This is a genomic window from Salmonella sp. SAL00670 (assembly GCF_046552235.1).
GTDB classification, from domain to species: domain Bacteria; phylum Pseudomonadota; class Gammaproteobacteria; order Enterobacterales; family Enterobacteriaceae; genus Salmonella; species Salmonella enterica.
Genome location: NZ_JBGDUO010000001.1, coordinates 752,633 through 772,837, shown reverse-complemented (window position 1 = coordinate 772,837; position 20,205 = coordinate 752,633). Strand labels below are relative to the sequence as shown.

Genomic DNA, 20,205 nt, shown 5'->3' with positions numbered 1-20,205 from the left:
TTATGGTTTTATTTTTGGTAGTAACGACTGATTATTATATGCACTAATACAGTTGCCAGCTAGCGTTAATTATATATTTGTTAATAAAATTATATCATCAGATTAACATATTTAACTATTCTATAAAATCCGTATTTTTTACCAGCGCAATCCTGGTATGGCGCAGGGGGAGCACGTGAAAATGGAAAATCGTCAAATACACACAGGCGATAGATAAAAGCGTAGTTGTGTTGTGAAGGGTGTCAAGGTGCAGTGGGCGGATTTTATATCAACATCGGCCCGCCCGTCGCTTAGCGCCGCCGCGTTGCCAGCCAACAAAGTAGCGAACCTACGCAAACCATGACTGCGCCTTGCCAGAAGGAGAATGACAGTGGCGAGCTGAGTAACAGCGCGGCCAGAGCAGAGGACATGACGGGGGTAAAATAAGACCCTACGGCCATGATAGTCACATTGCCATGAAGTATGCCCACATTCCATGCGGCGTAGGCAAACCCTAACGTTAATGCCGCGGTAAAAAGTTTAGCAATCACCGGTAGGCTAAATATCATGGCAGGTTGCGGCGTAAGAAAATAGTGGAACCACAGCGCCACGGCGGTGAGTAACACAAAGACTGTGATACCGTTAAAACCACGCGCATATTTATTTGTGACCGTGCAGTACGTCGCCCATATAAACGCCCCAAGAAATGCCAGTAAATAACTTAGCGGACTGGTGGCGACATTGCTGATAATTTCTCCTGGATTAAGACCATTCTCGCCCCCCAGAACCCAGCAAACGCCAGTAAGTGCAATAAGCAATCCAGGAACAATAAGCCAGTTAGTTTTTTGCCCATTAAAAAGAATGGCAAACAGAATGGTCAGGCTGGGCCATAAATAGTTAACCATGCCGACTTCGATAGCCTGATGGCGAGTGGCGGCATAACCGAGAGAAAGCGCCAGGCATATTTCATAACTGACAAACAGTACGCTGCCTGCGATGAGGTATCGCCCCGGGAAACGGCGGATATCAGGTAATCCGACGGTAAAAATCAGCAGCAGGCCGCTTAATGAATAGATCATGGCTGCGCCGCCTACCGGTCCAAGACCTTCGCTGACGCCGCGAATTAACCCAACCATCGTGCTCCACAGAACGATGGCAACAAGCCCTATTAGCGTTGCTTTTTGTGATGTCATGCTTTGTGACTGTCCTGAATACCGCGCAAAATAAACTGCCACTTATAGCACTTTTTCCGAGGGCGATGCCATGCAGTGTCATTTTTTAGTACCTCCCTGGAGTTATAGCAGTTTAAAAATAGGGCTATTTAATAGCGGAACCGTTTCAATATTGATTTGACGCAAAAAAGTTATCGATTTTGCTGTTAGTTTCCTCGCGAAGTTATACACGCATCCTGGGCTGAGGTTTTGCTGCAGTTCGAAGGAGGCGTGCATCCGTGGAAAAAAGAGGAAAGCAATGGACGTCAGCCGCAGACAATTTTTTAAAATCTGCGCGGGCGGTATGGCGGGAACAACGGTGGCCGCACTGGGTTTTACCCCTAAAATGGCCCTGGCTCAGGCGCGAAACTATAAGCTGTTGCGCGCAAAAGAGATCCGTAACTCCTGCACATACTGTTCCGTAGGTTGCGGGCTATTAATGTATAGCCTGGGAGATGGGGCAAAAAACGCGAAAGAAGCGATTTACCATATTGAAGGCGACCCGGATCATCCGGTAAGCCGTGGCGCGCTGTGCCCGAAAGGGGCCGGTTTGCTGGACTATGTTCACAGTGAAGATCGCCTACGCTATCCGGAATACCGCGCGCCGGGTTCCGACAAGTGGCAGCGCATTAGCTGGGATGACGCTTTCACTCGTATTGCTAAATTAATGAAAGCCGACCGCGACGCCAACTTTATTGAAAAGAATGAGCAGGGCGTCACGGTTAACCGCTGGCTCTCTACCGGAATGCTGTGCGCCTCGGCGGCCAGCAATGAAACGGGTATGCTGACGCAGAAGTTTGCGCGTTCTCTCGGTATGCTGGCGGTAGATAACCAGGCGCGCGTTTGACACGGACCAACGGTAGCAAGTCTTGCTCCAACATTTGGTCGCGGTGCGATGACCAACCACTGGGTGGATATTAAAAACGCCAACGTCGTGATGGTGATGGGCGGCAATGCCGCAGAAGCGCATCCGGTGGGTTTCCGCTGGGCGATGGAAGCGAAAAACAATAACGATGCGACGCTGATTGTCGTTGATCCACGCTTTACGCGTACGGCGTCGGTGGCGGATATCTATGCGCCAATACGTTCCGGTACAGACATTACCTTTCTGTCCGGCGTTTTGCTGTACCTGATCGAAAATAACAAAATCAACGCTGAATACGTTAAGCATTACACCAACGCCAGCCTGCTGGTGCGGGATGATTTTGCCTTTGATGACGGTCTTTTCAGCGGCTATGACGCCCAAAAGCGTCAGTACGATAAATCCTCCTGGAACTACCAGTTCGATGAAAACGGCTATGCCAAACGTGATGAAACGTTGACGCACCCACGCTGTGTGTGGAATCTGCTGAAGCAGCACGTTTCGCGCTACACGCCGGACGTCGTGGAAAACATCTGCGGTACGCCGAAAGCGGATTTCCTGAAGGTGTGTGAGGTGTTGGCCTCTACCAGCGCGCCGGATCGCACTACCACCTTCCTGTATGCGCTGGGCTGGACGCAACATACCGTCGGGGCGCAGAACATCCGTACTATGGCGATGATCCAGTTGCTGCTCGGCAATATGGGGATGGCTGGCGGCGGTGTGAACGCCTTGCGCGGCCACTCTAATATTCAGGGCTTAACGGATTTAGGACTGCTCTCCACCAGCCTGCCGGGCTACCTGACGCTGCCATCGGAAAAACAGGCCGATCTGCAAACTTATCTGGCCGCGAATACCCCCAAAGCGACGCTGGCCGATCAGGTCAACTACTGGGGTAATTATCCTAAGTTCTTCGTCAGCCTGATGAAATCTTTCTATGGCGATGCGGCGCAGAAAGAGAATGACTGGGGCTTTGCCTGGCTGCCTAAGTGGGATCAGTCCTATGACGTGATCAAATATTTCAACATGATGGATAGCGGAAAAGTCACCGGCTATTTCTGTCAGGGCTTTAACCCGGTGGCGTCCTTCCCGGACAAAAACAAAGTGGTGCAAAGCTTAAGCAAACTGAAGTATCTGGTCGTTATCGATCCGCTGGTGACTGAAACGTCAACGTTCTGGCAGAACCACGGCGAATCTAATGATGTCGATCCGACAACGATTCAGACCGAAGTCTTCCGTCTGCCGTCTACCTGTTTTGCGGAAGAGGATGGCTCTATCGCTAACTCCGGTCGCTGGTTACAGTGGCACTGGAAAGGTCAGGACGCGCCGGGCGAAGCGCGTAACGACGGCGAGATTCTGGCCGGTATTTACCATCGTCTGCGTGAAATGTATCGCGCAGAAGGCGGTAAAGGCGCCGAACCACTATTGAAGATGAGCTGGAACTACAAGCAGCCGGATGAACCGCATTCGGAAGAAGTGGCGAAAGAGAACAACGGCTATGCGCTGGAAGATCTCTATGACGCCAACGGTACACTGCTTGCCAGGAAAGGCCAGTTGTTGAGCAGCTTTGCATTACTGCGCGATGACGGTACGACATCCTCCTCCTGCTGGATTTATACCGGTAGCTGGACGGAGCAGGGCAACCAGATGTCCAGACGTGATAACGCCGACCCGTCAGGGCTTGGCAATACACTGGGTTGGGCGTGGGCGTGGCCGCTAAACCGTCGCGTATTGTATAACCGCGCTTCGGCGGACCCGCAGGGTAAACCGTGGGATCCAAAACGGATGCTGATCCAGTGGAACGGCGCGAAGTGGACAGGGAACGATATTCCGGACTTTAACAACGCGGCGCCGGGGAGCGGGACCAATCCATTTATCATGCAGCCGGAAGGGCTGGGACGTCTGTTTGCTATTGATAAAATGGCGGAAGGACCGTTCCCTGAGCATTACGAGCCGATGGAAACGCCGCTGGGCACTAACCCGCTGCACCCGAATGTGGTCTCGAACCCGGCTGCGCGTCTGTATGAAGAAGATGCGCTGCGCATGGGTAAGAAGGAGCAGTTTCCGTACGTGGGCACGACTTACCGCCTCACAGAGCATTTCCATACCTGGACCAAACATGCGCTACTTAACGCTATCGCTCAGCCGGAACAGTTTGTGGAGATCAGTGAGACGCTGGCGGCAGCGAAAGGTATTGCTAACGGCGACTATGTGAAGGTGAGCAGTAAACGCGGGTTTATTCGCGCGGTCGCGGTGGTAACTCGTCGTCTTCGCACCCTGCATGTCAACGGTCAGCAGGTTGAAACGGTGGGGATCCCGATTCACTGGGGCTTTGAGGGTGTCGCGCGCAAAGGCTATATCGCCAATACTCTGACGCCAAATGTCGGTGATGCCAACTCGCAAACGCCGGAATACAAAGCGTTTTTAGTTAACATCGAGAAGGCGTAAGGGAGGCGAACATATGTCTATGGAAACGCAGGACATTATTAAACGGTCCGCAACAAACGCCATCACGCCGCCTCCGCAGGCGCGTGATTACAAAGCCGAAGTCGCGAAACTGATCGACGTCTCCTCCTGTGTCGGCTGTAAAGCCTGCCAGGTAGCCTGTTCTGAATGGAACGATATTCGCGATAACGTTGGTCATTGTGTCGGGGTGTACGATAACCCTGCCGATCTCAGCGCCAAGTCCTGGACGGTGATGCGCTTTACCGAAACCGAGCAGAACGGCAAGCTGGAGTGGCTGATTCGTAAAGATGGTTGTATGCACTGTGAAGATCCAGGCTGTCTTAAAGCCTGTCCATCTGCCGGGGCTATCATCCAGTACGCGAACGGGATTGTTGACTTTCAATCTGAACACTGTATCGGCTGTGGTTACTGTATCGCCGGGTGTCCGTTTAATATTCCGCGCCTCAACAAAGAGGACAACCGCGTTTATAAATGTACGCTCTGCGTCGATCGCGTCAGCGTGGGCCAGGAACCGGCCTGCGTCAAAACTTGTCCGACCGGGGCTATTCACTTCGGCACCAAAAAAGAGATGCTGGAACTGGGCGAGCAACGCGTGGAGAAGTTAAAAGCGCGCGGCTTTGAACATGCCGGTATCTACAACCCGCAGGGCGTCGGCGGCACGCACGTCATGTATGTGCTGCACCATGCCAATCAGCCGGAGTTGTACCACGGCTTGCCGAAAGATCCGCAGATCGATACCTCAATCAATCTGTGGAAAGGGGCGCTAAAACCGCTGGCCGCAGCGGGCTTTATCGCCACTTTCGCCGGTCTGATTTACCACTACATCGGTATTGGCCCGAATAAAGAAACGGACGACGATGAGGAGGATCATCATGAGTAAGTCGAAAATGATTGTGCGCACGAAATTTGTCGACCGCGCCTGTCACTGGACGGTGGTGATCTGCTTCTTCCTGGTAGCGCTGTCGGGAATTTCGTTTTTCTTCCCGACGCTACAATGGCTGACGCAAACCTTCGGCACGCCGCAGATGGGACGTATTTTGCACCCGTTCTTCGGTATTGCCATTTTCATCGCGCTGATGTTTATGTTCGTGCGTTTCGTCCACCACAACATCCCGGATAAAAAAGATATTCCGTGGCTGAAAAATATTGTCGAAGTATTGAAAGGCAATGAGCATAAGGTGGCGGATGTCGGTAAATACAATGCCGGACAGAAGATGATGTTCTGGTCCATTATGAGCATGATTTTTGTGCTGCTGGTGACTGGCGTGATTATCTGGCGTCCGTATTTCGCGCAGTATTTCCCCATGCAGGTGGTGCGTTATAGCCTGTTAATTCATGCGGCGGCGGGCATTATTTTAATGCACGCGATCCTCATCCATATGTATATGGCGTTTTGGGTGAAAGGCTCGATTAAAGGCATGATCGAAGGGAAGGTCAGCCGTCGCTGGGCGAAGAAACATCATCCACGCTGGTATCGTGAAATCGAGAAGGCGGAAGCAAAAAAAGAGACCGAAGAAGGTATTCAGTAATTCTTTCGCGATCTGATAAACAAGGCGCTATCCTCGTAGCGCCTTGTTTTCATCTGCTGTCTGTATACTCAGACGACCACAGCAAATCGTTTAACGGCGGAAATCGATGACCATACGGCCACGAATTTGTCCCTGTTCCATCTCTTTAAAAATAACGTTGATATCTTCAAGCGGACGTAAAGCGACTTTTGGCACGACTTTTCCTTCCGCCGCGAACTGGAAGGCTTCGGTCAGATCCTGGCGTGTCCCCACCAACGAACCGACAACCTGAATGCCATCCAGCACCAGGCGAGGGATATCAAGGTTCATGGCTTCTGGCGGCAACCCGACTGCCACCACGCGGCCTCCGGCGCGAACGGCATCTACTGCGGAATTAAACGCCGCCTTAGCGACCGCGGTAACCACCGCTGCGTGCGCGCCACCGGTTTTTTCCTGCACAATTTTAGCCGCATCTTCCGTACGTGAATTAATGGTCAGATCTGCGCCCATTTCCTCGGCCAGTTTCAGTTGTCCATCATTGACATCAATGGCGATCACTTTCGCATTGAAAACGTTTTTCGCGTACTGCAAGGCCAGATTACCCAGACCGCCCAGACCGTAGATGGCAATCCACTGGCCAGGTTTAATATGAGAAATCTTCACCGCTTTATAGGTGGTAACGCCCGCGCAGGTAATACTACTTGCCGCTGCAGAGTCCAGACCTTCCGGTACTTTCACCGCATAATCCGCGACGACAATACACTCTTCGGCCATACCGCCATCTACCGTGTAACCGGCATTTTTCACGTTGCGGCATAAGGTTTCATTGCCCGTATTGCAATACTCACAGTGTCCGCATCCTTCATAAAACCACGCGACACTCGCGCGATCGCCGGGTTTCAGCGAGGTGACACCAGGACCGACTTCCGCCACGACGCCAATGCCTTCGTGTCCCAGAATAACGCCGGTTTTGTCACCGAAATCGCCGTTTTTCACGTGTAGATCGGTATGGCATACGCCGCAGCACTCCATTTTTAGCAAAGCTTCACCGTGGCGAAGGGGACGCAGCGTTTTCTCAGTAACATCAACCTGATGATCTTGTGTGACAACAGCAGCTTTCATAACCTTCTCCTTTTATTAATAGTGAACTGCATAGCAGGTAAGTAATAGCAGGTAAGGCGCTATTACCTCTTTAGGATTAATATTTCTGATGAGTTATGCAAGGCGGCAGAAATACAATGTAATAGTTTAGCCAGGATTATCCTGATAAATCCCCGTTCAATACATAAAGGTGGCTAATATTAGTAGCTTGACAAATAAGCAGGGAAAGGAATTCAGGTGTGTCGACAGACTCACCAAAACTAAAGAAGAAAGTGATATCCGGCGGCATTCACCGCCGGGTACGTATTAAATGGAAGTCCGACGGTAGTCGCGGTATTCCGGTTTCCAGAAGTTATCGTCAATCGCCTGTTGCAGCGCTTCCGCAGAGGTTTTCACCGCTACGCCTTGTTGCTGCGCCATTTTACCTACGGCAAAAGCGATAGCGCGCGACACGACCTGGATGTCTTTAAGCGCTGGTAACACTAATCCTTCGCCGTTATTGACCAACGGAGAATGTTTCGCCAGCGTCTCACTGGCTGACATCAGCATTTCATCAGTAATGCGCGATGCGCCGGAAGCGATAACCCCCAGACCGATGCCGGGGAAAATATAGGCGTTATTACATTGTGCGATCGGATAAATCTTATCTTTCCAGATGACCGGCGAGAATGGACTGCCGGTTGCCACCAGCGCGTTGCCTTCCGTCCAGGCGATAATGTCCTGTGGCGTGGCCTCCACGCGAGAGGTGGGATTAGAGAGCGGCATGACGATCGGGCGAGGGCAATGCTTATGCATCTCGCGGATGATCTCTTCAGTAAAGAGCCCGGTCTGGCCGGAAACCCCGATCAGGATATCCGGCTTCACGTTACGCACCACATCCAGCAGCGACAGCACGTCATTTTCGGTATCCCAGTGCTGGAGATTGTCGCATTTCTGCACCAGTTTTGCCTGGAACGGCAATAAATTAGGCATCCGGTCCGTCAACAGGCCGAAGCGATCGACCATAAAAACGTTCTGTCGGGCGGCATCTTCGCTTAAACCTTCACGCTGAGTCTGCGCGATGATCTGTTCAGCAATCCCACATCCGGCGGAACCCGCGCCGAGGAAAACGATTTTCTGCTCGCTAAGCTGACTGCCGGCAGCGCGGCTGGCGGCGATCAACGTACCGACGGTCACGGCTGCGGTGCCCTGAATATCATCGTTAAAGGAGCAAATCTCATCACGATAGCGCGTCAACAGCGGCATTGCGTTTTTCTGCGCGAAATCTTCAAACTGTAGCAGGATATCTGGCCAGCGCTGCTTAACGGCCTGAATAAACTCATCGACAAACGCATAATACTCATCGTCGGTAATGCGCGGATGACGCCAGCCCATGTAAAGCGGATCGTTGAGTAACTGTTGATTGTTGGTGCCGACATCCAGCACAACGGGAAGGGTATAGGCCGGACTAATGCCGCCGCAGGCGGTGTATAATGACAGCTTACCGATAGGGATCCCCATCCCGCCGATGCCCTGATCGCCAAGCCCCAGAATCCGCTCGCCATCCGTCACCACAATAACTTTAATGTTGTGGTTAGGCACATTCTGCAAAATGTCGTCCATATTGTGACGGTTCGGATAAGAGATAAATACGCCGCGCGCCCGGCGATAAATCTCAGAGAAGCGCTCACAGGCCGCGCCCACGGTCGGGGTATAGATAACCGGCATCATCTCTTCAAGATGGTTTTGCACCAGTCGATAAAAGAGCGTTTCGTTGGTATCCTGGATGTTACGCAGGTAAATATGCTTATCGATTTCTGTTTTAAACCCCTGATACTGGAGCCAGGCGCGTTCGGCCTGTTCTTCAATCGACTCGACGACCTCCGGCAGCAGCCCTGACAAATTGAAGTTGCGGCGCTCTTCTACGCTAAAAGCGCTGCCTTTGTTTAACAGGGGAAATTCCAGCAATACAGGGCCAGCGTAAGGGATATAAAGGGAACGTGCTTTCTTGGTTGTAGTTTCCATGTTACTCACTCTTTTTCGAATAACTGTCCCTGGCACCGTCGTTTATCATCATATATTGCCTTCCACCAGGGAACCGACCCTGAGTATAAAGCATTGTGAGACGTTAAGGTCATTCCTATAAACAAAAACACCATTGCAGATGCAATGGTGTTTAACGTCATTTCAGGACTGTACGATTACTTTTGGCTATCGGCGCGGCGCTTTCTGCCGGTTGGGTTATTCACCACGCTGCTGGTGTCGCCTTCAGTAACAACCTTACGCTGGTTGGAAATTCTGTAATCCAGTCCAAGTATATGACGAGCCTGACGGTTCGATTTCATGTTAACTCCTCAATCCTGTTGCTAGTTTTAAGGACAAATTCGCTTACGCGAAAGAAACGTAACCCCTAAGGTTGCCGATACAGCATAGCAGGTTTTACAGAGTCGGGTGCTGCCCGCTTACCACATAGTTGATGGTCTGCTGGTAGATGTCACTGAGGATGTCATTGTCGGAAGCCTCAACCCATTTGGTCAGCTCCATTAAAATATCATCTTCGGTGACAACGCCTAACTCCGCGCGTAATCCTTGTTCAATCGCGTTGACCAGGGCCGGTTGTGCTGCTGAGGTATTTGCTGAGTGATAAGTAAACATATAATGCCTCCGTGAACATGTATTTATTTAGTACGGCTCGCAGAAAATTAATTCGTATTCAGCATGGCAAATATTTTTGCGGCTGTGGTTAAGATTAGTCCTGGAGTTATTTTAACGCAAGGCAGAACTCTAATTGTTTACCCCAGAAGAAAATATATTACGTTTGCCAATTACATATCCTCATACTAGTAGTGGACAATAAATATACATTTAAAAGGCTACTTATTGCGATTTTTATCCTTTATTACAACGAGATAAGACAAATCTTAATTTGAATGAAAATATACATAATGGAATACGCTTCCGGAAGAAAAAGTAAGGATAAAAGGAGGGATATATTCTTTAAAGAAAGGGAGGCCTGTTGGTTTAATATTCATCACTGAAAAAACATACAACTATTTTCTATATCTGAAGTGCGGGTAATCGACAACATGCTACCTCCATCGGCATGGACAACGCAGATTAGCAGCATGGTCTATACTTTATTTTTTGAGCCAACAGGAGAGCAAAAATGACAATCCATAAGAAAGGTCAGGCACACTGGGAAGGCGACATCAAACGGGGTAAAGGTACTGTATCAACAGAAAGCGGCGTGCTTAATCAACAACCGTATGGATTCAATACCCGGTTCGAAGGCGCGCAGGGAACCAACCCGGAAGAGTTAATCGGCGCCGCACATGCGGCCTGTTTCTCCATGGCGCTATCACTTATGCTGGGAGAGGCTGGATTTACGCCGACATCCATTGACACCACCGCTGACGTATCGCTTGATAAGGTGGAGGCGGGCTTCGCCATTACCAAAATTGCGCTACAAAGCAAAGTCGCGGTAGCAGATATTGATGCTTCAACTTTCGATCAAATCATCCAGAAAGCAAAAGCCGGGTGTCCGGTTTCGCAGGTTCTGAATGCGGAAATCACCCTCGACTACCAGCTTAACGCCTGATAACCTCTCCAGCCCGGTAACGATGGGTTGATCGGGCTGATGAATATACATTCAGACGGAGGGCTCGCTCCCGGTCTATCTGAATGCCTGCCGTATTTCTATCACCTCAACGCGCCGTAGACCACGTCTGCGGCTATTGTCGTGGCCTACTTTTTCGCCTTAAAATCTGCTCGCCATGTTGCTTTATTCATCAAACATCAAAATCAGTCAACGTAAATATCAATAATAGCCATATCACGGAGGGTGATCTTTATTCCTGAGAGAGGAGGGGTATTATTTACTGTGTTCTACATTAACGGGTTAACGCGCAGATGTAGAGGTTATTTATATAATTATTGGAGCAACAACAATGAATAAATTCTCCCTTGCTACAGCAGGTATTATCGTGGCAGCGCTGGTAACCAGTGTTAGCGTGAATGCGGCAACAGATACTACTAAAACAAACGTTACGCCTAAAGGTATGAGCTGCCAGGAGTTTGTTGACCTCAATCCGCAGACGATGGCGCCAGTCGCTTTCTGGGTGCTGAATGAAGATGAAGATTTTAAAGGCGGGGACTACGTTGATTTCCAGGAAACTGAGACGACAGCAGTGCCGCTAGCCGTTGAGCTTTGTAAGAAAAACCCGCAGAGTGAATTAAGCAAAATAAAAGACGAAATCAAGAAAGAACTCTCAAAATAAGAGAAAACTGATATCAAAACCCGGCCTGTGTGTCGGGTTTTACTATTTGTGACACCGTCACAAATAACATCTTCCATTTCTTCTACCAATCACGTGGTATTGCACTATTTTCATTAGAGTCCTTTCACTATATGGAGACCTAATGAAAATTTTACCGCTGGCACTCTTTATCATTCCTTTTCTGGCCGGATGCGGCGCCAATAATACGCCGCCGCAAACACCTATTCCCGGGGAAAAAACATCTGCCAAATTACGTACCCTGGAAACAGGCGCGGCGGCTATTCAATCCAGACCACCTGTCGATGCCATCAGTACCTACCTTGACGGGTTCCATTTTTATAGCGGTGATAAAAACGGACAGATGGAAGCGCACCATTACGTTACCGTCCTGAACGAAGATGTCATGCAGGCGGTGATTTACGACGGCAATACGAAAAACGCGCGCCTGATGGGGGTGGAGTACATTATCAGCGAACGTTTATTTAAAACGCTTCCTCCCGAGGAGAAAAAACTGTGGCACAGCCACCAGTACGAGGTGAAATCCGGTAGCCTGGTGGCGCCTGGCTTACCGCAGGTCGCTGATAAGGCGTTGATGAGTAAGATTGTTAATACTTATGGCAAGACTTGGCACACCTGGCATACCGACCGGGATAAAACCCTGCCAATGGGCATCCCTGCGCTGATGATGGGCTTTACTGGCGACGGGCAGCTTGCCCCCGCGCTGCTGGCCGATCGGGATCGCCGTCTGGGAATTGATACCCGAGCCATTAAACGCGAGCGGCAGGATCTGCCTGAACATCCCGTTGTTAAGGGGGCTAACGCCTGGGAGCAGGGGGAGGTTATCCAGCTACAGCGTGTTCAGGGCTCTGGCGAACACGGGCGAGGCGATACCGCGCACTTCGGTACATCTGAGCAATCCCGACAATAATTCCACGGTTTTACACGCAGATACGAAAAAGAATGCCTGTTAAGTGACAGTGTCACGTAAAGATTAGCCCCATAGTCTATGCTTGTTCTTCGGATGTTGTAGAGGTTATGGGTTAAACGGAGCGACAAATGAGTTCAAAAATTTTTTGCAAAAGCTGGGGGGCTGAATATATCGCCGCTGATGTTGTCCGCTTTCGTCTTTGGGCCACCGGTCAGCAAAAGGTTATGCTCAGGCTTGCGGGTAAAGACCAGGAAATGCAGGCGAGCGGTGACGGCTGGTTTACGCTGGACGTCTCCGGGGTGATGCCAAGTACGGAGTATAACTTTGTACTCAGCGATGGCATGGTGGTCCCCGATCCGGCTTCCCGCGCCCAAAAAACTGACGTCAACGGTCCGTCATATGTGGTTGATCCAGGCAGCTACGCGTGGCGCAACACCGGGTGGAAAGGTAGCCGTTGGGAGCAGGCCGTGGTGTACGAGATGCATACAGGCACGTTCACTCCGGAAGGCACCTTCCGCGCCGCAATAGCGAAGCTGCCTTATCTCGCTGAACTCGGCGTTACCGTTATTGAAGTGATGCCCGTTGCGCAATTTGGCGGCGAGCGCGGCTGGGGCTATGACGGCGTACTGCTTTACGCGCCGCATTCTGCCTATGGGACGCCGGATGATTTCAAAGCGTTTATTGACGCCGCGCATGGGTATGGTCTTTCCGTCGTCCTGGATATTGTGCTGAACCATTTCGGCCCGGAAGGAAATTATTTACCGCTATTGGCGCCGGCGTTTTTCCACAAAGAGCGCATGACGCCGTGGGGAAATGGTATCGCCTATGATGTCGACGCCGTGCGGCGCTATATCATCGAGGCGCCGTTATACTGGCTGACAGAATACCATCTCGACGGCTTACGCTTTGACGCTATCGATCAGATTGAGGACAGTAGCGCCAGGCATGTGCTGGTTGAAATCGCACAACGTATTCGGGAAGACATTACCGACAGGCCCATTCATCTGACCACCGAAGATAGCCGCAATATTATTTCTCTGCATCCCCGAGATCAGGATGGCAATGCGCCGCTGTTTACCGCCGAATGGAATGACGATTTTCATAATGCCGTCCACGTTTTTGCGACCGGAGAGACCCAGGCCTACTACAACGATTTTGCTGATGCCCCGGAAAAACACCTCGCAAGAGCGCTGGCCGAAGGATTCGCTTATCAGGGAGAAATTTCACCGCAAACCGGCGAACCTCGCGGCGTAAAAAGTACCGGACAACCCCCGGTCGCTTTTGTGGATTTTATTCAGAATCACGATCAGGTCGGTAACCGCGCCCAGGGCGACAGACTGATAACCCTGGCGGGCGCTGAACGAACAAAAGTATTGCTCGCCACGTTGCTGCTTTCACCGCATATTCCGCTGCTTTTTATGGGCGAAGAGTATGGCGAAAGCCGTCCTTTTCTTTTTTTTACCGATTTCCATGGGGATTTAGCCCGCGCCGTTCGTGAAGGTCGCGCAAAAGAGTTTGCCGATCATGCAGGGGAGAATGTTCCGGACCCGAATGCGCCAGAGACCTTTCAACGCTCAAAACTTAACTGGAAGCAACAGCACAGTGAAGAGGGTAAAGCGTGGCTGGCGTTTACCCGCGAACTACTGCTTTTGCGCCAGAAGCATATCGTGCCGCTGTTGTCCGCTGCCCGTGAGAGCTCAGGAACGGTATTGCAAACCGCGCCCGGGTTTATTGCCGTTAGCTGGCGTTTTCCGGGAGGAACACTGTCACTGGCGCTGAATATTAGCGCCACGACAGTATTGCTGCCCGATTTACCGGGTAAGACTCTCTTCGCCTGGCCGAATGAATCCACCGGGTCGCTTTCCCAACATTCTCTTATTGTCCGCTTAGCCCAGGGAGAGTCTGCATCATGATCCCAACTGCAACGTATCGTCTTCAGTTTCGTAATGGCATGACCTTCGATCGCGCTGCGGCGCTGGTGCCTTACCTTAAAAATCTGGGTATCAGCCATCTTTATGCCTCACCCATCTTTACCGCCACCAAAGCGTCAACGCATGGTTATGATGTCACCGATGCGAATGAGATTGAGCCTTCTATTGGCGGGCGCGAAGGATTTGAAAGACTGGTGGCCGAACTTAAAGCGCAAGGGCTGGGATTGATCATCGATATTGTGCCTAATCACATGGCCAGCTCGCTGGAAAACGCCTGGTGGCGCGACGTGCTTGAATATGGCAAGGAGAGCCGTTACGCGCGCCATTTCGATATTGACTGGTCGCGCCGACTGACGCTGCCTTTTTTAGGCGACACGTTTGACGCCGTGCTGGAAAACGGAGAAATTGCGATCAAGCCCGATCCCGCTACGGGTAAACCCGCGTTCGCCTATTATGATAACTATTATCCGCTTGCGCCGGCGACATGGCAGGGGCGCGAGGCCGAAATACTGGCGCTTACCGATAAAGCCGCTATTGCTGATTTGCATGAGCGCCAGCCGTGGAAATTAATGTCCTGGCGCGAGGCCGCTCGCTCGCTTTCATATCGGCGTTTCTTTGAGGTCACAGGGCTGGTAGGAATGCGGGTGGAAGATAAAACCGTCTTCGACGATACACATCGGCTGATTCTGGAGCTGGTCAGAACGGGGGCGGTTGACGGTTTACGTATCGATCATATCGACGGCCTTGCCGATCCGAAAGCCTATCTTGCGCGTTTACGTCAGGAAGTGGGGCCGGCGTGCTATATCACCGTGGAAAAAATTCTCGCTAAAGGCGAGCAACTTCCTGATGACTGGCCGGTTTCCGGCACCACAGGCTATGAATTTATCGCCTCGCTGGCGGAGGTGCTGGTTGACGATGAGCAGATAGACAATCTGCGCCAGGCTTACGAGACCGTTAAAGGCGCGCCAGTGGATATGCGGGCGGAATTACGGGCGGCTAAATTGCTGATGGTCGATCGCAATTTCGAGGGGGAATTTACCCGGCTGCTCGCGCTTGCGCTGTCGATTGCCAGCGAGCTACAGATCGCACAGGAAGAGAGCATCGTTCGGCAGGCGTTACGCGAGTTATTAATTGCCTTTCCTGTATATCGCACTTACGGCACGGCAGAAGGGCTACCGCCGACCGATATTTGCCTGTTACACCGTATTGTGGAACGGGTAAAGACGCTTGAAAACCCTCCGCAGCCAGAAGCGCTTACATTTCTGAGCCGCCTTCTTACCGGCGATGTTCCCGCCTCCAGCCAGGAGGAGGCGACACAGTTTCGCGTTCGGTTCCAGCAACTCACCGGTCCGCTGATGGCGAAATCGGTAGAGGATACGCTTTTCTTTCGTCAAAACATGGGACTGGCGTTAAATGAAGTCGGCGCCGAGCCCGTCACTCATCACTTCTCCATCGAACGCTTTCACCATGAGATGAAAACCCGACAGGCGCGACAGCCTGATGCGTTATCCGGTACGTCGACCCACGATACCAAGCGAGGCGAGGATGCGCGAGCACGCCTGTATACGCTTACCGAAGCGCCGGAACAGTGGAGCGAATGCCTTGCCCGCTGGCGGCAGATGAACCAGACCCATGTCAAATTTTTGAATGATGGCACTGCGCCAAAATCGGCGGATACGTGGATGTTATATCAGGCGCTGACCGGCGTCTGGCCCCCGATGCTACAACCACAGGACGAAACAGGTTTAAACGCGCTGAAAATACGCTTTGAAGCCTTTGTGGAGAAAGCGCTACGCGAAGCGAAGCTACGTACCGATTGGGTGGACAGTAATGAGGCTTACGAAACGGCAATGCTTGATTACGCCCGTTATTTACTGGCACCGGATAATCAGACATTTTTGCAGGATTTTTATCGTTCCTTGCAACCCTTCATCCGCGCAGGGCTGGTTAACAGCCTGACGCAGACCGTTATCAAATTAACCGCGCCGGGAGTACCTGATATCTATCAGGGAAGCGAGGCGTTGAATTTTAGTCTTGTCGATCCCGACAACCGCCGCGAACCGGATTTCGCCACGCTGGCGCAGCAGTTAGACCAACTGACGCCGGGAGTTTTCTCGCGCGAAGAGAGTTGGCTGAACGGGCAGGTGAATCAGTATGTCACCGCTGCATTACTGCGTCTGCGTCAGCAGAATCATGAGCTCTTCCGTTTTGGCGACTATATACCGCTGCGGGCTATTGGTCAGCGTGCCGACAAGGTCATCGCTTACGCCAGAGTCAATCATGATGATGCGCTGATCGTTGTTGCGCCCCGACTGGTGTTCGCCGAATGTGACGGCTTATTGTCACAATCGCATAGCGGTTTCTGGGCAGGAACAGACATTATTATACCCGGACAGCTTAATCAGCATCATTATCGCAATGTGCTTACCCAGGAGAGGTTAATGTCTGGTGAACGCCTGTCGTTGGCCTCACATCAGGGCGGCGTACTGGTTTTAATGAGCGACTGAGTTTATGTGTTGATGTGCCGTGACAGGACAACGTTTACCGTGGGTGGAGAAAGAGAATGACAACAAACAGGGCTTTTGAAATCAGATCAGGATACAGCCATACGCTTGGCGCAAATTATGACGGCGAAGGCGTGAATTTCGCTATTTTTTCCGCCCATGCGGAACGCGTCGAGCTTTGTCTTTACGATCCGAGCGGGGAGCATGAAATCGCTCGTCTGGAGTTACCGGAATATACCGACGAAATATGGCACGGCTATGTCCCGAAGTTGCAGCCCGGCGCGCTGTATGGGTACCGCGTTTACGGTCCTTATGACCCGGAAAATGGTCATCGTTTTAACCCCAATAAGCTGCTTATTGACCCTTATGCCCGTGAACTGGTGGGCGATATTCAGTGGAACGATGCGCATTTCGCATATCAATTACTTCATGACGATAAAGATTTGACCTTTGATGACCAGGATAGCGCGCCATTTACGCCTAAATGCCGGGTGATTGATCCGGATGAGGCTAACTGGGAGGATAGACAACGGCCTTCCATACCGTGGTCGAACGCCATTATTTATGAAACGCATGTAAAAGGCTTTACCCAGCTTAATTCCGCGATCCCTGAGCCTCTACGCGGTACGTTTGAAGGCATGGGGCATAAAGCCAGCGTGGATTACATTAAAAGTCTGGGGATTACCTCCGTCGAGCTTTTACCCGTTCACTGGTTCCCGGACGATCAGCATCTGCTCGATAAAGGACTGAAAAATTTCTGGGGATACAACTCGCTGGGCTTTTTTGCGCCGGCGACGCGCTACTATGGTCCAAAAGGTATTCAGGGATTCCGCGATATGGTGCGCGCTTTCCATGATGCCGGCATCGAAGTGATACTGGATGTGGTCTATAACCATACGGCAGAAGGAAATGAACTTGGCCCCACGCTGTCATTCAAAGGTATCGATAACTTCTCTTACTATCGCACCATGCCCGATCAGCATCGCTATTACATTAACGATACAGGGACAGGTAATACCGTCAATACCTCTCATCCACGGGTACTGCAAATGGTGATGGATTCCCTTCGCTATTGGGCGGAGTCAATGCATGTCGACGGCTTTCGTTTTGATTTGGGCACCATTCTTGGTCGTGAGCCGGAAGGCTTTGATCAGAGAGGCGGCTTTTTTGATGCGGTAACGCAAGACCCGGTGCTGGCAAAACTGAAACTGATTGGCGAACCCTGGGATATCGGACCGGGCGGCTATCAGGTTGGCGGCTTTCCACCAGGGTGGGGCGAATGGAATGATAAATACCGCGATACGGTACGCGAATACTGGAAAGGTGACAACGTCACAAATGATTTCGCCGCACGCCTGCTGGGTTCCGGCGATCTCTATGATTTGCGCGGCCGTCGCCCCTGGTCAAGCGTTAACTTTATTACAGCCCATGACGGCTTCACGTTGAACGATCTGGTGTCTTATAACGACAAGCATAATGAAGCCAATGGCGAAGATAATAATGATGGGCATAATGATAACCGCTCCTGTAATTATGGCGCAGAAGGGCCAACCGACGACGAAGGCATCAATGCGATACGCGAGCAACAGAAACGCAATTTCCTGACCACCTTGCTTTTCTCGCACGGCACGCCGATGTTATTAGCGGGCGATGAGTTTGGCCGCAGTCAGATGGGCAATAATAACGGCTACTGTCAGGACAGTGAAATATCGTGGGTCCACTGGGATAATTTGCCGGAAACCGCCAATGCGCTACGGGAGTTTACCCGTCATCTGATTCAACTGCGCGCCACGCAACCGTTGCTGCGCCGGGAGAGCTGGCGTGACGGTCTGGAGATCCGCTGGTTTAACGCCGGCGGAGGGGCGCAGCAATCCGAACAATGGGATGAGGGATCGACCATAGGCGTATGCATTAGTCGTCCCGATCTCCAGCCGGAAGCGGGGATCTGGCATGACGCCTTACTGCTTTTCAATCCGTTTGAAGGCAGCGTACCGTTCCGTATTCCGATGTGGGGAGAAGGCGGCTGGGTACTTGAACTGACGACTGCCGATAACGCGCAGCAGGGAATGCGGATTACCGAAGAAATGGATTTCGATCTGGCCGGGCGCAGCATCGTATTATTCAGACGCCCCTGATAGTAAAACCGCGCTCCGGACCCAACCGGCCTTGATGGCCGGTTTTTTACTGGCGCTCAGGCGATATCATGCCGCAGAAATAACACCGTTGTCAGTTTACCGCCCGAAAAATTCATCCGCCTGTTGGTATTCCTTTGATTGTCTTCACCGATATTCGCTTCAGGCCGTCTATTGCCATTTCAAGGTAGGTACGTGGACATCCCAGATTTAAACGGATAAATCCGCTGCCCGCCGGGCCAAAGCCGCTGCCCATTGAAGGAGCAATACCCGCGACATCCGCCATTACCCATTTTAGCTGTTCGTCATCCAGTCCCAGTTTTTTACAATCCATCCATAATAAATAGGTTCCCTGCGCCGGGACAATTCTTGCCCAGGGAAGGTGCTCTGTCGCCTGTTCAACAAACCAGCGGCGGTTTTCCGCCAGGTAATCCAGTAGCGAATCCAGCCACTGTCTGCTTTCATTCCATGCGGTAGTCGCCGCCTGAACGGAGAGGGCGTTAAAGACGTCCAGCCCATGAGCGTCCAGACGAGACAGGAATCGCTGGCGAAGCGTAGGATCGGGAATGAGAAAATTAGAAATTCGCAACGACGATAAGCCAAACGTTTTGCTGGCCGCAGTGGCGGAGATGACCCGTTTATGCCAGCGCTCCCCTAAATGCAGTACCGAGGTAAAGGTTTCGCCGGGCAGCAATAGATCGGCCCATATTTCATCCGAGATGAGAGTGACATCATAAGCTTCACATAATAAAAGCAGTTGCTCCAGCTCGTTGGCCGACCAGCAACGCCCGGTTGGATTATGTGGATTACACAAAATCATCAGCGGAGGGCGCTCATGGCGAAACAGCCTTTCCAGTTGGCAAAAATCCATCTGGTAGCCGTCGTCCGGCGACTCGCTAAGGGGATTCTCCAGCATTTTTCTACCATTAAGCGTGATTATTTTGGCGAAGGAGCCATAGTATGGTCCCTGTACCACTACGCCGTCGCCTGGATGCGTCAACATTTGCACCAAGAGCGCCAACCCTGGTACGACGCCTTCCACGCTGCATACCCATTCCTGTTTTAACGTGAGCTGGTGGCGTGACGAAAACCAGTGAAGCAGGGCGTTAAAATAGGCCTCATCACGTTCACTATAGCCAAATACGCCATGCTCGATTCGCTGATGCAATGCCGCCTGAACCTCAGGCGGGCAGGCAAAATCGAAATCAGAAACCCACATCGGCAGCAGTTTCCCTGCGCCATCGCCAAAGTGACGCTCAATAAAATCCCACTTTACCGAACCAGTATTGTTGCGATTGATAATCTGGTTAAAATCCATCTTGTTTCCTTA

General features: G+C 51.4%; 15 protein-coding genes. 9 read left to right on the top strand and 6 right to left on the bottom strand.

The features are described 5' to 3' along the window. Positions 1-290: 290 nt before the first annotated feature. The gene (gene yddG / locus ACLJRS_RS03870) at positions 291-1,172 is read right to left on the bottom strand and encodes an aromatic amino acid efflux DMT transporter YddG (RefSeq protein WP_000203795.1); all 882 of its coding nucleotides are present in this window, start codon (positions 1,170-1,172) and stop codon (positions 291-293) included. A gap of 277 nt (positions 1,173-1,449) precedes the next feature. On the opposite strand from yddG, the gene fdnG reads away from it, so the two are divergent. Genes fdnG through fdnI form a run of 3 tightly spaced genes read left to right on the top strand, consistent with a single transcriptional unit; the run spans position 1,450 to position 6,044 of the window. Beyond that, positions 1,450-4,497 (top strand): formate dehydrogenase-N subunit alpha, encoded by a 3,048-nt coding sequence (gene fdnG, locus ACLJRS_RS03865; RefSeq protein ID WP_001574320.1) that lies wholly within the window; start codon positions 1,450-1,452, stop codon positions 4,495-4,497. Positions 4,498-4,510: 13 nt separating this feature from the next. Beyond that, positions 4,511-5,395 (top strand): formate dehydrogenase subunit beta, encoded by an 885-nt coding sequence (gene fdxH, locus ACLJRS_RS03860; RefSeq protein WP_000061599.1) that lies wholly within the window; start codon positions 4,511-4,513, stop codon positions 5,393-5,395. Further along, positions 5,388-6,044 (top strand): formate dehydrogenase-N subunit gamma, encoded by a 657-nt coding sequence (gene fdnI, locus ACLJRS_RS03855; RefSeq protein WP_000045660.1) that lies wholly within the window; start codon positions 5,388-5,390, stop codon positions 6,042-6,044. Before fdxH ends, fdnI begins: the two co-directional genes overlap by 8 nt. 90 nt (positions 6,045-6,134) lie before the next feature. On the opposite strand, the gene adhP is transcribed toward fdnI, so the two are convergent. The 4 genes from adhP to bdm all read right to left on the bottom strand — a co-directional run bounded on the left by adhP (position 6,135) and on the right by bdm (position 9,758). Next, entirely contained in the window at positions 6,135-7,145 is a 1,011-nt protein-coding gene (gene adhP / locus ACLJRS_RS03850) for an alcohol dehydrogenase AdhP (RefSeq protein ID WP_000642447.1), read from the bottom strand. A 285-nt stretch (positions 7,146-7,430) separates the two neighbouring features. Beyond that, entirely contained in the window at positions 7,431-9,128 is a 1,698-nt protein-coding gene (locus tag ACLJRS_RS03845) for an NAD-dependent malic enzyme (RefSeq protein WP_000450509.1), read from the bottom strand. 176 nt (positions 9,129-9,304) lie between these two features. Continuing rightward, on the bottom strand, positions 9,305-9,448 hold the full coding sequence (sra, locus tag ACLJRS_RS03840) for a stationary-phase-induced ribosome-associated protein (protein WP_000841559.1): 144 nt from the start codon (positions 9,446-9,448) through the stop codon (positions 9,305-9,307). A 94-nt stretch (positions 9,449-9,542) separates the two neighbouring features. Beyond that, positions 9,543-9,758, bottom strand: a complete 216-nt coding sequence (gene bdm, locus ACLJRS_RS03835) for a biofilm-dependent modulation protein (protein ID WP_000495700.1) — start codon at positions 9,756-9,758, stop codon at positions 9,543-9,545. Positions 9,759-10,269: 511 nt separating this feature from the next. Here bdm and ACLJRS_RS03830 point away from each other — a divergent pair. The 6 genes from ACLJRS_RS03830 to glgX all read left to right on the top strand — a co-directional run bounded on the left by ACLJRS_RS03830 (position 10,270) and on the right by glgX (position 18,878). After that, positions 10,270-10,701, top strand: a complete 432-nt coding sequence (locus ACLJRS_RS03830; RefSeq protein WP_000152297.1) for an OsmC family protein — start codon at positions 10,270-10,272, stop codon at positions 10,699-10,701. 349 nt (positions 10,702-11,050) lie between these two features. Further along, positions 11,051-11,380 (top strand): acid-activated periplasmic chaperone HdeB, encoded by a 330-nt coding sequence (hdeB, locus tag ACLJRS_RS03825; RefSeq protein ID WP_001032161.1) that lies wholly within the window; start codon positions 11,051-11,053, stop codon positions 11,378-11,380. 142 nt (positions 11,381-11,522) lie between these two features. After that, on the top strand, positions 11,523-12,308 hold the full coding sequence (locus tag ACLJRS_RS03820; RefSeq protein ID WP_000698592.1) for an OBAP family protein: 786 nt from the start codon (positions 11,523-11,525) through the stop codon (positions 12,306-12,308). A 128-nt stretch (positions 12,309-12,436) separates the two neighbouring features. Next, positions 12,437-14,221 (top strand): malto-oligosyltrehalose trehalohydrolase, encoded by a 1,785-nt coding sequence (treZ, locus tag ACLJRS_RS03815; protein WP_000095544.1) that lies wholly within the window; start codon positions 12,437-12,439, stop codon positions 14,219-14,221. Continuing rightward, entirely contained in the window at positions 14,218-16,746 is a 2,529-nt protein-coding gene (gene treY / locus ACLJRS_RS03810; protein WP_000613147.1) for a malto-oligosyltrehalose synthase, read from the top strand. The genes treZ and treY overlap by 4 nt, the downstream gene beginning before the upstream one ends. Before the next feature lie 56 nt (positions 16,747-16,802). Next, on the top strand, positions 16,803-18,878 hold the full coding sequence (glgX, locus tag ACLJRS_RS03805) for a glycogen debranching protein GlgX (RefSeq protein WP_000210600.1): 2,076 nt from the start codon (positions 16,803-16,805) through the stop codon (positions 18,876-18,878). A 112-nt stretch (positions 18,879-18,990) separates the two neighbouring features. On the opposite strand, the gene ACLJRS_RS03800 is transcribed toward glgX, so the two are convergent. Beyond that, positions 18,991-20,193, bottom strand: a complete 1,203-nt coding sequence (locus tag ACLJRS_RS03800) for a MalY/PatB family protein (protein WP_000347162.1) — start codon at positions 20,191-20,193, stop codon at positions 18,991-18,993. Between the last annotated feature and the right edge of the window lie 12 nt (positions 20,194-20,205).